At 60.2% G+C, this 12,869-nt stretch carries 12 protein-coding genes; 8 read left to right on the forward strand and 4 right to left on the reverse strand.

Annotated features, from left to right (window positions below; translation table 11 throughout):
* Positions 1-110 precede the first annotated feature (110 nt).
* Positions 111-551 (forward strand): DUF4399 domain-containing protein, encoded by a 441-nt coding sequence (locus FXO12_RS19755; protein ID WP_034128985.1) that lies wholly within the window; start codon positions 111-113, stop codon positions 549-551.
* A gap of 135 nt (positions 552-686) precedes the next feature.
* Here FXO12_RS19755 and serA read toward each other — a convergent pair whose 3' ends face one another.
* Positions 687-1,916 carry a phosphoglycerate dehydrogenase gene (gene serA / locus FXO12_RS19760; RefSeq protein WP_003195214.1) on the reverse strand — a complete coding sequence of 410 codons (1,230 nt, stop codon included), beginning with the start codon at positions 1,914-1,916 and terminating at the stop codon, positions 687-689.
* Positions 1,917-2,121: 205 nt separating this feature from the next.
* On the opposite strand from serA, the gene FXO12_RS19765 reads away from it, so the two are divergent.
* The 4 genes from FXO12_RS19765 (at position 2,122) to FXO12_RS19780 (ending at position 6,405) form a co-directional block, all read left to right on the forward strand.
* Complete coding sequence (locus tag FXO12_RS19765; protein ID WP_005792341.1) at positions 2,122-3,516, forward strand: FAD-binding oxidoreductase; 1,395 nt, start codon at positions 2,122-2,124, stop codon at positions 3,514-3,516.
* Between the two features lie 22 nt (positions 3,517-3,538).
* Positions 3,539-4,204, forward strand: a complete 666-nt coding sequence (locus FXO12_RS19770) for a fumarylacetoacetate hydrolase family protein (protein ID WP_034128983.1) — start codon at positions 3,539-3,541, stop codon at positions 4,202-4,204.
* A 247-nt stretch (positions 4,205-4,451) separates the two neighbouring features.
* Positions 4,452-5,375: an SdiA-regulated domain-containing protein gene (locus FXO12_RS19775; protein ID WP_034128982.1), complete on the forward strand. Its 924-nt coding sequence runs from the start codon at positions 4,452-4,454 to the stop codon at positions 5,373-5,375.
* Between the two features lie 121 nt (positions 5,376-5,496).
* The gene (locus FXO12_RS19780) at positions 5,497-6,405 is read left to right on the forward strand and encodes an SdiA-regulated domain-containing protein (RefSeq protein WP_034128981.1); all 909 of its coding nucleotides are present in this window, start codon (positions 5,497-5,499) and stop codon (positions 6,403-6,405) included.
* On the opposite strand, the gene FXO12_RS19785 is transcribed toward FXO12_RS19780, so the two are convergent.
* Both FXO12_RS19785 and rpiA read right to left on the reverse strand, forming a co-directional pair.
* A complete protein-coding gene (locus FXO12_RS19785; protein ID WP_060772776.1) occupies positions 6,406-8,352 on the reverse strand; it encodes an autotransporter domain-containing protein in 1,947 nt (648 codons plus the stop codon).
* Between the two features lie 333 nt (positions 8,353-8,685).
* Entirely contained in the window at positions 8,686-9,357 is a 672-nt protein-coding gene (rpiA, locus tag FXO12_RS19790; RefSeq protein ID WP_034128979.1) for a ribose-5-phosphate isomerase RpiA, read from the reverse strand.
* A 138-nt stretch (positions 9,358-9,495) separates the two neighbouring features.
* Here rpiA and ilvA point away from each other — a divergent pair, with 138 nt between their 5' ends.
* Positions 9,496-11,010 carry a threonine ammonia-lyase, biosynthetic gene (gene ilvA / locus FXO12_RS19795; RefSeq protein WP_034128978.1) on the forward strand — a complete coding sequence of 505 codons (1,515 nt, stop codon included), beginning with the start codon at positions 9,496-9,498 and terminating at the stop codon, positions 11,008-11,010.
* Positions 11,011-11,050: 40 nt separating this feature from the next.
* On the forward strand, positions 11,051-11,464 hold the full coding sequence (locus FXO12_RS19800; protein ID WP_014720366.1) for a DUF2269 family protein: 414 nt from the start codon (positions 11,051-11,053) through the stop codon (positions 11,462-11,464).
* 105 nt (positions 11,465-11,569) lie between these two features.
* On the opposite strand, the gene FXO12_RS19805 is transcribed toward FXO12_RS19800, so the two are convergent.
* Positions 11,570-12,226, reverse strand: a complete 657-nt coding sequence (locus FXO12_RS19805) for an HAD family phosphatase (protein WP_057976431.1) — start codon at positions 12,224-12,226, stop codon at positions 11,570-11,572.
* A 143-nt stretch (positions 12,227-12,369) separates the two neighbouring features.
* On the opposite strand from FXO12_RS19805, the gene FXO12_RS19810 reads away from it, so the two are divergent.
* Entirely contained in the window at positions 12,370-12,849 is a 480-nt protein-coding gene (locus tag FXO12_RS19810; RefSeq protein WP_003176750.1) for an RNA pyrophosphohydrolase, read from the forward strand.
* The last annotated feature ends 20 nt before the right edge of the window (positions 12,850-12,869 follow it).

The raw sequence follows: 12,869 nt of genomic DNA on the forward strand, positions 1-12,869 counted from the left end.
GGCGAGGCGCCGTTCAGCAACGTTTTGTTATGGTATCGGGTGCCTTGGACCGCAATTTATCGCGAAGTTGTCATAACCCTACAGATTTCACCGAAAAACTGGAGAAGCGAATGAAAGCCCTTTTGTCCCGTGCAACGATTGCCAGCCTTTTGCTGGGTACCTCGATGTTGGCCAGTGCCGCAGACCTTCCTCGTACGCCTGCGCCTGAAGGTGCCGAAGTGTTCATCGTCTCGCCGAAAGATGGCGCCACCGTTGATAAAACCTTCACCGTCAAATTCGGCGTCAAGAAGCTGGACCTGGAACCGATCGACAAGCAAGTGCCTAACGCCGGGCACCACCATCTGTTGGTAGACCAGAAGGTGGAGTCGCTCAACGCCAATGAGGCGATCCCGGCCACGCCTACCTCGATTCACTTCGGCAAGGCGCAGACCGAAACCGAGCTGACCCTGACGCCAGGCAAGCACACCCTGCAACTGGTGGCCGGCGACAACGTGCATCGCCAGTTCGAGCCCACTGTTGCATCGAAAGTGATCACTGTTAACGTCAAATAAAAAAACGGGAGCCCGTTGCGGGGCTCCCGTTTTTATTTGTAGGAGCGAGCTTGCTCGCGAAAATCCCAAGGGCACCGCGTTTAAACAGCTTAAACGCGTCATCGTTGACGTTCTTCGCGAGCAAGCTCGATCCTACTAGAACAACACGCGGCTACGAATAGTGCCGTTGATGTGCTGCAGCTTCTCTTGCGCCAGGTCCGAGTACTCGGCGTCGACGTCGATCACCACGTAGCCGACCTTCTCGTTGGTCTGCAGGAACTGACCGGAGATGTTGATGCCGTTTTCGGCGAAGACCTTGTTGATCTCCATCATCACGCCAGGGATGTTCTGGTGGATGTGCAGCAGACGGTGCTTGCCCGGGTGAGCCGGCAGGGCCACTTCCGGGAAGTTGACCGACGATACCGAGGTACCGTTGTCGCTGTACTTGACCAGTTTTTCCGAGACTTCCAGGCCGATGTTGGCTTGGGCTTCAGCGGTGGAGCCGCCGATGTGCGGGGTCAGGATCACGTTGTCCAGGCCACGCAGCGGGCTTTCGAAGATGTCATCGTTGGAGCGCGGCTCCACCGGGAACACGTCGATGGCAGCGCCGATCAGGTGCTTGTCCTTGATCGCGTCGGCCAGGGCATCCAGCTCGACCACGGTGCCGCGAGCGGCGTTGATCAGGATCCCGCCTTTCTTGATCGCGCGGATTTCCTTCTCACCGATCATCCACTGGGTCTCGGCCGTTTCCGGAACGTGCAGGGTGACGATGTCGGACATGCCCAGCAGCTCGGTCAGGCTGGCCACTTGGGTGGCGTTGCCCAATGGCAGCTTGGTCAGGGTGTCGTAGAAGAACACCTGCATGCCCAGGCCTTCAGCCAACACCGACAGTTGCGTGCCGATCGAGCCGTAGCCGACGATACCCAGCTTCTTGCCGCGGATTTCGAAGGAGTTGGCCGCGCTCTTGATCCAGCCGCCACGGTGGCAGGAAGCGTTCTTCTCAGGGATACCGCGCAGCAGCAGGATGGCCTCGGCCAGCACCAGCTCCGCCACGGAACGGGTGTTGGAGTACGGTGCGTTGAACACCGCGATGCCGCGCTCGCGCGCTGCATTGAGGTCGACCTGGTTGGTGCCGATGCAGAAACAGCCGACAGCCACGAGTTTCTTGGCGTGGTCGAAGATCTCTTCGGTCAGCTGAGTGCGGGAGCGAATGCCGATAAAGTGCGCGTCGGCGATCTTTTCCTTGAGCTGGGCTTCCGGCAGAGAACTGGTGATGTACTCAATGCTGGTGTACCCGGCGGCTTTCAGAACGTCGACAGCCGATGGGTGGACGCCTTCCAGAAGAAGGAACTTGATCTTGCTCTTATCGAGAGAAGTCTTGCTCATCTGCGTAAACCTGTATCCCGGAGAAAATTGGCAGGGAGTCGAGCAGCGCAAGCTGACCCGGACGGCAGGAAAGCCGTCACCGCAGAAACGCCCTTTGGGTCTGTCCTGCGGGGGCGGTATGCTAGCATACGCACCCCGCTAAACACCTATTCCTGCGACGTGAAGCGTTCTCAGGATGACCATGAATTGTTCGAGAGTTCTGTCGATGACCCATCCTGCCCTGATTGATGAGCTAAAGACCCTGGTTGAGCCCGGCAAAGTGCTGACCGACGCCGACTCCCTGGAGGCTTACGGCAAGGATTGGACCAAGCACTTCGCTCCCGCACCTAGCGCCATCGTGTTCCCCAAGACCACCGAGCAGGTACAGGCCATCGTGCGTTGGGCCAATGAGCACAAGGTGGCGCTGGTGCCATCGGGCGGGCGCACGGGCTTGTCGGCTGCTGCCGTTGCCGCCAACGGCGAAGTGGTGGTGTCGTTCGACTATATGAACCAGATCCTCGACGTGAACCTCACCGACCGCACCGCCGTGTGCCAGCCGGGTGTGGTCACCAAGCAACTGCAGAACGTCGCAGAAGAAAACGGCCTGTATTATCCGGTGGACTTCGCCTCGTCCGGTTCCAGTCAGATTGGCGGCAATATCGGCACCAATGCCGGCGGGATCAAAGTGATTCGCTACGGTATGACCCGCAACTGGGTGGCCGGCATGAAGGTCGTCACCGGCAAAGGCGATGTGCTGGAGCTGAACCGCGACCTGATCAAGAACGCCACCGGCTACGACATGCGCCAGCTGTTTATCGGCGCTGAGGGCACCCTGGGCTTTGTGGTCGAAGCCACCATGCGCCTGGACCGTGCGCCAAAGAACCTCACGGCGATGGTGCTCGGCACGACTGATTTCGACTCGATCATGCCGGTGCTGCACGCCTTCCAGAGCAAGCTGGACCTGACCGCCTTCGAATTTTTTTCCGACAAGGCCCTCGCCAAAGTCCTTGGCCGTGGCGACGTGCCGGCGCCGTTCGAAACCGAGTGCCCGTTCTACGCGTTGCTGGAATTTGAAGCCACCACCGAAGAAGTCGCCAACCACGCTCTGGAAACTTTCGAACATTGCGTGGAGCAGGGCTGGGTGCTGGATGGCGTGATGAGCCAGAGCGAAACCCAACTGCACAACCTGTGGAAACTGCGCGAGTACATCTCCGAAACCATTTCCCACTGGACGCCGTACAAGAACGACATCTCGGTGACCGTGTCGAAAGTGCCAGCGTTCCTGAGCGAAATTGACGCGATCGTCGGTGAACACTACCCGGACTTCGAAATCGTCTGGTTCGGCCATATCGGTGACGGCAACCTGCACCTGAACATCCTCAAGCCGGAAAACCTGAGCAAAGACGAGTTCTTTGCCAAGTGCGCCACCGTGAACAAGTGGGTATTCGAGACCGTCGCCAAGTACAACGGCTCGATCTCCGCCGAGCACGGCGTGGGCATGACCAAGCGCGATTACCTGACCTACAGCCGTTCACCGGTTGAAATCGAATATATGAAGGCCGTCAAAGCCGTGTTCGACCCTAACGGGATCATGAACCCCGGCAAGATCTTCGCTGTTTAACCGCACCTGAAGGAGTCGTTCCATGAGCTACCAGCACAAGTATGTCGACGGCACCAACATCCACTTCCCGGTGGGTAAAGTGGTGTGCATCGGGCGTAACTACGCCGAACACGCCAAGGAACTGGACAACCCGGTGCCTACCGAGCCGCTGCTGTTCATCAAGCCGGGCAGCTGCGTGGTGCCGTTGGAAGGCGGCTTTGCCATTCCGACCGAACGCGGTTCGGTGCACTACGAAGCGGAAATCGCCGTGTTGATCGGCAAGCCTTTGTCCGCCAAGCCGAGCCGGGAAGAAGTGCTGGACGCCATCTCGGGCTTCGCCCCGGCCCTGGACCTGACCCTGCGCGACAAACAGGCCGAGCTCAAAGCCAAGGGCCTGCCGTGGGAAATCGCCAAGTCTTTCGATGGCGCGGCGGTGATTGCCCCCTTCGTGGTCAGCAGTACCTTTGCAGACGTGACCGATATCGGCATTCGCCTGAGCATCAACGGTGAAGTGCGCCAGGACGGCAACAGCGCGCAGATGCTCAACCCGATTGTGCCGATGATTCAGTACATGGCGGGTTGCTTCTCCCTGCAAGCGGGCGACGTGATCCTGACCGGCACCCCGGCGGGCGTTGGCCCGTTGAATGTGGGGGATGAAGTGGTGTTGGAGCTGGCGGGTGTCAATCGCTTCGAAAGCGTTGTGCGCTAAATCACTGCCAAACTGCAATTAAACTGTGGGAGCGGGCTTGCCCGCGATGGCAGTGTGACAGTCACTGAATAGTTGACTGAACGCCCTCAATCGCGGGCAAGCCCGCTCCCACAGTTGTTTGTGTACATCTGCAGGATCCGGCGTTTTGCATTTTTTTCACACGCCATCCGGATAATTCCCTGCTCTTGCGCGCGGGGCCTTGAATCCTGTGCTATCCCCTACGGCTCACTTTCCGGAAAAGCGCTCAATGGTCGTGCCTTTGCCCACTTCGAAAACCTCGCTCCGCTCCCGCTTGTCCATGCGCTGGTATTCCTGGGTGTTCTTGGCCGGTGCCATTTTGTATGGCGTGGCCTGGGCCATGCACTGGGACGATCGCGGTCTGCTGTGGGTGCTGGAGCGTTTCGAGAGTTCGGCTGAGCGCCGGGAGAGTGTGTGGCTGCCCGACTATCACGCGGTGATCGACGCCAAGTTGCTGCCCGGTATGGAGAAGGATGAGGCTTCGGACCTGTCCTACAACCCTCAGACCAAAACCCTGTTTTCGGTGATGGGCAAGAACCCCTTCCTGGTCGAGTTGAGCCTGCAAGGCGATGTGTTGCGCAAAATGCCGCTCAACGGTTGGAACAATCCGGAAGGCGTGGCGGTGATGGAAAACGGCTTGATGGCGGTGGTCGATGAACGCGATCACAGCCTGACCGTGGTCAAGGTCGACGCCGGCACTACGGCGCTGAACAAGGCCGATTTCCCCAGCCATGACCTGGGCCCGTCCAAAGATCAGAACAAAGCCTTTGAAGCCGTCACCTGGGACAAGCGCAACCAGCAGCTGGTGCTGGGCGAAGAGCGTCCGCCGGCCTTGTTTACCTGGAAAAGCGATGGCAATACGCTGACCGGCGACAAGCAAAAACTGGCCAGCACCGAACTGGATGTGCGCAACCTGTCGGCCCTGTCCATCGACCCACGTACCGGGCATTTGCTGGTGCTGTCGGCCGATTCCCACCTGCTGCTGGAACTGGATGAAACGGGCGAGCAAGTCAGCTTCATGACCTTGCTTGGCGGCTTCAATGGCCTGAAAGACACGATCCCACGTGCCGAAGGCGTGACCATGGACGAGAGCGGCAATCTGTACATGGTCAGTGAGCCAAACCTGTTCTATCGCTTTGAAAAGCAGAAATAACTGACGAATTACGTCAGAGTTTTCTTTATAAACGGCATTCGCCAGGCAGTCCGGTGCGTTTAAGTTTAAATTCAGGTGACCTTGATATCTATTCGCCAGTTTTTTCTCTGAGCCCGCCCCGATGCGTCGACTTGCCCGCCCCAAACCTGCTGTTTTTATCCTGCTGTTGCTCGCCTTGGTCGCTGCCGGGCTGGTGGCACAGCAGTTCCGCCTGTTCGAACGCGCCTGGTTCAACTGGCAGGTGTGGTACCAGCCTGCGGATGAGCGCGCCATTGGCCTGGCGGACTACCGTGTCACCCTCGAAGGCCAGGTGATCGAAGGGCTCGACGACGATGTCTCGGCCCTGACCTACGACCCCGTGCGCAAAAGCCTGTTTACCGTCACCAATAAAAACGCCGAACTGGTCGAGTTGTCGCTGGAGGGCAAGATCCTGCGGCGCATTCCGCTGGTGGGCTTTGGCGATGCCGAAGCGGTGGAATTTATCAGCGACAACATCTACGTCATCAGCGATGAGCGCCAGCAGCGCTTGATCAAAGTGCATGTGGACGATGACACCACGTTCCTCGACGCCGCCGATGCGGAGCAAATGACCCTGGGCGTGCACGTTGGCGGCAACAAGGGCTTTGAAGGGTTGGCCTACGACTCGGTGGGCAAGCGCTTGTTCGTGGCCAAGGAACGCGACCCCATGCTGATCTACGAGGTGCACGGGTTTCCCCATTTCAAGCCGGAAAAAACCTATTCGGTACATGTGATCAACAACCCCAAGCGCGATGCCGGGCTGTTTGTGCGCGACCTGTCGAGCCTGCAATACGACGAGCGCAGTGGCCATCTGTTGGCGCTGTCGGATGAGTCGTTCCTGGTCTTGGAGCTGGATATTGATGGTCGCCCTCTAAGCAGTCTGTCGTTGCTTAAAGGGCGCCATGGGCTGAGCAAGCGCGTGCCCCAGGCCGAAGGGATCGCCATGGATGACGACGGCACGCTGTACATGGTCAGCGAGCCCAACCTGTTTTACGTGTTCAAGAAACCCTGATCAGAACATCCATTGCACACCCAGTGAATAACCGGTCTGGCTGCCTTCAGCATGCCCTAGGCGGCCATTGACCTCGGCAAACACGCCCAACTGTGGGGTGATCGCCAGTTGGCTGCCGAGTTGTGCGCGAGCGAAGCTCTTATCCACTGAGCCCAGCCTGGCGGTGCGGGCCTGGCCATCGGCGCGTGCGGTGAGTTGCAGGTCGTCCAGGCGGCCGTCGGCCAATTCCTTGACCCAGGCGATGTCGCCGTAGGGCATCAGGTTCAGGCCATAGGGCAGGGCAACAGCGCCGCGCACGCGCCAACCGAGGCTGGCTTCCAGGGAGTCGAAAGACTGCTCTTCGTACTCCAGGGCCGTGCGCAGGTTCTGCTTTTCGTGGAACTTGTCGATGCGGTAATGGCTGTAGTCCAGGCCGGCGAACGGCCCGCTCTTGATCGCGCCAAAGTCAAAGTCATAGCCACCCAGCACTCGTGCGCCCAACGCCAGGGCATCGGTGTCGCCCGTCAGTTGCTGATTGAGCAGGATCGGCCCGCCATTGGCCTGGATGACCAGGTTGCGCTTGGAGTCGAAGCGCGTGTGGCCCACGCTCAGGTCACCGGCCAGCCAGCTTGGCCCGCCATCGTTGAGCAGCGCATAGACGGCTGCCTGCCAGGTGTCGCTGTCGAGCTTGCCGCGATGCTCCAATTTGTCGCGCCCATTGAGGTAGCTGAGGCTGGCGCCGATATTCAGGCTTGAAGTCAGTTGGTAGTCGCCGAGGGCATGCAGGCCCACGCGCCGAGCTTCGGGGTTGGGGGCCGTGTCGAAGCCGCTGTCCGGGTTGTATTCGCCATCCACACCGATCTCGCCATCGAAGCTTGCGACCTCGCGGCTGGCCGCTTGCAGGGTCAGCCAGCGGCGATCATGCAGGCGCACCAGGGCCTGATGCTGGCGCTGCAGGTTGTCTTGCATATTGCGCGCAACGGCACCGCCAGAAGCGGTCGAGGCCATCAGGTCGGCGTTGGTCAGTTCCAGCACCAGGCGGCTGAGCAGGCGTGAATAGTCACGCAGGCGCTGGTCGATGCGCGCCTGGCCGAACGCATCGGTCAGCACGGCTTTGTTGTCTTCGTTCGGGTCGTGCCAGGTCGAGCCGCCGGGGATTTTCGGGTTGTCGGTCTGGGTGTAGCCGTCCAGGTCGCCCAGTTCCCAGTTGGTGGCCTCTATATAAAGGATCGGGATATTCAGCGGTTCGAACGCTTCACCATCGCTGCAGCAGCCCGTGCCCTTCGGGTACTGCGGGTCGAGGCCGGGGTTGCTGAACAAGGGAATGTTCAACTCCTTGGCGATCTGGAAGGCGTGCTCGCGCAAGGAGGCCAAGGCCGGGTTGGCGGTGCTGTTCTGGCCGGCGTGGGCATACATCATGTCGCCGGTGATCAGGCTGTCGAGGTTGATCATCGCGAGCATGTTGGCGCGCTGGCTGGCGCTGAGTGAGTCGACAAAGGCACGGGAGCCGCGCAGGCCTTCTTCTTCGGCGCCGAAGCCAACGATTTGCAGGCCATTTTCCAGTGACAGGCCGCCGAGGTTCTTCGCCACCTCGGTCAACACGCTGGCGCCGGAACCGTTGTCATCCAGGCCTTGCAGGGTCGGGCGGCCGAAGTAAGTGTCGAAGTGCGCGCCAATCACCACGTACTGGGCCTTGGTACCAGCGGCAGAGGCCACCACGTTTTGCGAAGCCCGGCTGCCGTTGTTCCAGGTGAAGTCCTGGCGGCTGAAGCTATAGGCCGTGCCCATCTGGCTCTGCATCCAGTCGGCTGCCCCGGCAAAATTTGCCGTGCCTCGATATCGGCCAGGGTAGTCGTTGATCAGTTTTTCCAGGGTGGTGTTGGCGTGCTGGCCGTAATCGTAGGCCTGGGTATGCGTGGACAGCAGGGCACCGGCAACGCTGATGGCGAAGGCTAGAGGCTTTATCACAAGGTCTTCCTTGAGGTGATGGGAATGTGCAAGCCCAGACCCTTTGCACAATGCGCGCCTCATTCCATGGGCGGCTGCGAATTGGCGCATTGTTAAACGCGTGGGTCGCGTGGCTGTAATTTGTAACGGATTGGATACCAGGCGTGGCAGGGGATGCCGTGACAGAGCGCACGGTTTTGGCGAGGAGTGCTGCGAAAAGTAGCGTTTTTGTTACATCGCTCTAGAGTCGAGCGCTAACACATGTGGGAGCTGGCTTGCCTGCGATGGCATCGCCTCGGTATCCATTGATACACCGAGTCGTCTGCATCGCGGGCAAGCCCGGCTCCCACAGGGTCAGGCCTTGAGGGTTTTCACGCCTTCCGGGGTGCCCAGCAGCAATACATCCGCCGGGCGCGCTGCGAACAGGCCGTTGGTGACCACGCCCACAATGGCGTTGATCTGCGTCTCAAGCTCCACCGGGTTGGTGATCTGCATATTGAACACGTCGAGGATGATGTTGCCGTTGTCGGTCAACACACCTTCGCGGTACACCGGGTCGCCGCCCAGTTTCACCAGCTCGCGGGCCACGTGGCTGCGGGCCATGGGGATGACTTCCACCGGCAGTGGGAACGTGCCCAGCACGGGAACCAGCTTGCTTGCGTCGGCGATGCAAATGAAGGTCTTGGCCACGGCCGCGACAATCTTCTCGCGGGTCAGGGCCGCGCCGCCGCCTTTGATCAGGTTCAGGTGCTCGTCGCTTTCATCGGCGCCGTCGACGTAGAACTCCAGGTCGCTCACGGTGTTGAGCTCGTACACTGGAATGCCATGGCCCTTGAGGCGGGCGGCGGTGGCTTCGGAACTGGCCACGGCGCCGTCGAACGCGCCCTTGTGCCGGGCCAGTGCGTCGATAAAGCAGTTGGCGGTGGAACCGGTGCCGACACCGACGATGCTCTTGTCGTCGAGCTTAGGAAGGATTAAATCGACAGCGGCCTGGGCCACTGCCTGTTTGAGTTGATCCTGGGTCATGCGGGCTCCGGAACGGGCGGGGAATTAACGAGGGCGGCGAGTATAACCCAACAAAACCTCGGGATTCGTGTGGTCGCCCGGCCAAACGCTGGGTTAGACTCCTTGGCCCTGCCCAACCCGTGAAGTAGATGCCTGCCGATGCTTGAACACTACGTCAAAAAAATCCTCACCTCGCGCGTTTACGACATCGCCGTGGAAACCCCCTTGCAGACTGCCCGCCAGCTCTCCGAGCGGCTGGGTAACAAGATTTGGCTCAAGCGCGAAGACTTGCAGCCGGTGTTCTCGTTCAAGATTCGCGGCGCCTACAACAAGCTGACCCAGCTCAGTGCCGAAGAACGTGCGCGCGGCGTCGTCACCGCGTCGGCCGGCAACCATGCCCAGGGCCTGGCCCTGGCGGCCAAGGTGCTGGGGGTGAAAGCCACCATCGTGATGCCCAAGACCACCCCGGAGATCAAGGTCGAAGGCGTGCGCTCCCGTGGCGGCAAAGTGGTGCTGCACGGTGATTCCTTCCCGGAAGCCCTGGCCTACTCGCTCAAATTGGTCGACGAAAAAGGCTACGTCTACATCCACCCCTACGATGATCCGCACACCATTGCCGGGCAGGGCACCGTGGCGATGGAAATCCTGCGCCAGCACCCAGGGCCGCTGGACGCGATTTTCGTACCGGTGGGCGGCGGCGGTCTGATCGCCGGGATTGCGGCGTACGTGAAATACCTGCGCCCGGAGATCAAGATCATCGGCGTGGAGCCGGACGATTCCAACTGCCTGCAAGCCGCCATGGCGGCGGGCGAGCGCGTGGTATTGCCGACCGTCGGCCTCTTTGCAGACGGCGTGGCAGTGGCGCAGATCGGCCAGCACACCTTCGACATCTGCAAAGACTATGTGGATGAAGTGATCACCGTCAGCACCGATGAAATCTGTGCGGCGATCAAGGACATCTACGACGACACCCGCTCCATCACCGAGCCGGCGGGTGCGCTGGGCGTGGCCGGGATCAAAAAGTACGTCGAGACCCGCGGTGTCAGCGGCCAGACCTTTGTCGCCATCGACTCGGGCGCCAACGTCAACTTCGACCGTTTGCGCCATGTGGCCGAGCGCGCCGAACTCGGTGAAGGCCGTGAGGCCATTATCGCGGTGACCATCCCCGAGCGGCCGGGCAGCTTCAAGGCCTTCTGCGAGGCGGTGGGCAAGCGCCAGATCACCGAATTCAATTACCGCTACCACTCCGGCAGCGAAGCGCACATTTTCGTCGGCGTGCAGACCCACCCGGAGAACGACCCGCGCAGCGCGTTGGTGGCCAGTTTGACCAGCCAGGGTTTCCCGGTGCTGGACCTTACCGAGAACGAACTGGCCAAGTTGCACATTCGCCATATGGTCGGCGGGCATGCGGCCAAAGTCAGCGACGAGCTGGTGTTTCGTTTCGAGTTTCCGGAGCGGCCGGGGGCGTTGTTCAACTTTCTCCACAAGCTCGGCGGGCGCTGGAACATCTCGATGTTCCACTACCGCAACCACGGCGCGGCTGACGGCCGAGTGGTGGCGGGCTTGCAAGTACCGGCGGACGAGCGCCACCTGGTGCCTGCCGCGTTGGCGCAAATCGGTTACCCGTACTGGGATGAAAGCGAAAACCCGGCTTACCAGCTGTTCCTCGGTTGAGCGACTACGCTGACTGAGCGGCCTATAAGGAATAGAGACCATGGAAACGCTGACCACCCTCAAGGTGATCCACATCACCGCCACCGTATTGCTGCTGCTCAGCGGCCTCGGCCTGGCCGTATTGGCGTGGCGTAAACGCAGCGCCGGCCCGGCCGCGACCGTGCAGCGCCCCTGGGCATTTGTATGGCTGCTGATGGGAATTTGCCTGGTGAGCATGCCCTTTACCGGATGGTGGCTGGTGCACTTGCTCGGCTGGCCATTGGGGCAAACCTGGATCTTGGGCTCCAGCATCCTCTACACCGTGGCGGCGCTGGCCTGGTTCTGGCTGGTGGCGCGGCTCAATCGGCTGCGCAAGGGCGAGGGCGGGAGCCTGAATTTCACCCTGGTGCTGGCGGTGGTCAGCCTGGTGGGGTTTGTGGCGATTGCAGGGCTCATGGGCGCCAAGCCTGTTTGAAACCGCGTCGCCTTCATCGCAGGCAAGCCAGCTCCCACACTTGACCGGATTCCAACATGAGAACAGGGTCAAAATGTGGGAGCTGGCTTGCCTGCGATAGCGTTGTCAGCTGCGCAGCGTAATCACCGGCCAACCCCGTTTCTGGGCTTCAGCACGAAGATTCGGATCCGGATCCACTGCCACCGGGTGCGTCACCTGCTCCAGCAACGGCAAATCATTCATCGAATCGCTGTAGAAGTAGCTGTCTTCCAGGCTATGCCCGGTTTCTTCCAACCAACGGTTCAAACGTGTCACCTTGCCCTCGCGAAAGCACGGCACATCGGTACTGCGCCCGGTATAGCGGCCATCCACCATTTCGCACTCGGTGGCAATCAGGGTCTCGACGCCCAGGCGTTCGGCAATCGGCGCGGTGACGAAGCGGTTGGTGGCGGTGATGATCACCAGCTTGTCACCGGCGGCGCGGTGCCTGGCCAGCAGTTCAACGGCCTTGGGAAGCATGATGGGCTCGATGCAGTCGCGCATGTAGTCGTTGTGCCACGCGTCCAGCTGGGCCATCTCGGTGCGGCCGAGGATTTCCAGGCAGAAGTTCAAGTAGGCGGCGTTATCCAGCCGGCCGGCCAGGTAGTCCTGGTAGAACTCGTCGTTGCGGGCCTTGTAGGCTACCGCGTCGAGAATCCCGCGTTCACACAGGTAATCGCCCCAGGCGTGATCGCTGTCACCGCCCAGAAGGGTATTGTCCAAGTCGAATAAAGCCAGGCGCATTGCAGTTACTCGCTGAAAAGTCTGTAAAAAGGCGTCCAGAATACGGTCTTTTCACAAGAGTGCACATAAGGTAAGAAGCCTCGTTGCCGCTGGAACAACCTTTGTGGAACAATGCGGCGACATGCGTTTGCGAGGTTGTTGCCGTGATCGACCCCGATGGTTTCCGTCCTAATGTCGGCATTATTCTGACGAATGATGCCGGACAGGTGCTATGGGCTCGCCGAATCAACCAAGATGCCTGGCAGTTTCCTCAAGGTGGAATCAACCCCGACGAAACCCCTGAAGACGCCTTGTACCGTGAGTTGAACGAAGAAGTCGGCCTTGAGCGCGAAGATGTACAAATTCTGGCCTGTACCCGTGGCTGGTTGCGCTATCGTTTGCCGCAACGCCTGGTGCGTACCCACAGCCAACCGCTGTGCATCGGCCAGAAGCAGAAATGGTTTCTTTTGCGCCTGATCTCCAACGAGCAGCGGGTGCGGATGGATTTGACCGGTAAACCGGAGTTCGATGGCTGGCGCTGGGTCAGCTATTGGTATCCGTTGGGCCAGGTGGTGACATTCAAGCGCGAGGTTTATCGTCGCGCTCTCAAAGAGCTTGCCCCGCGCCTTTTAGCGCGCGACTGACGACGGAGTTCGACCCCGAG

The organism is Pseudomonas sp. J380 (assembly GCF_009827115.1).
Classification (GTDB): Bacteria; Pseudomonadota; Gammaproteobacteria; order Pseudomonadales; family Pseudomonadaceae; genus Aquipseudomonas; species Aquipseudomonas paracarnis.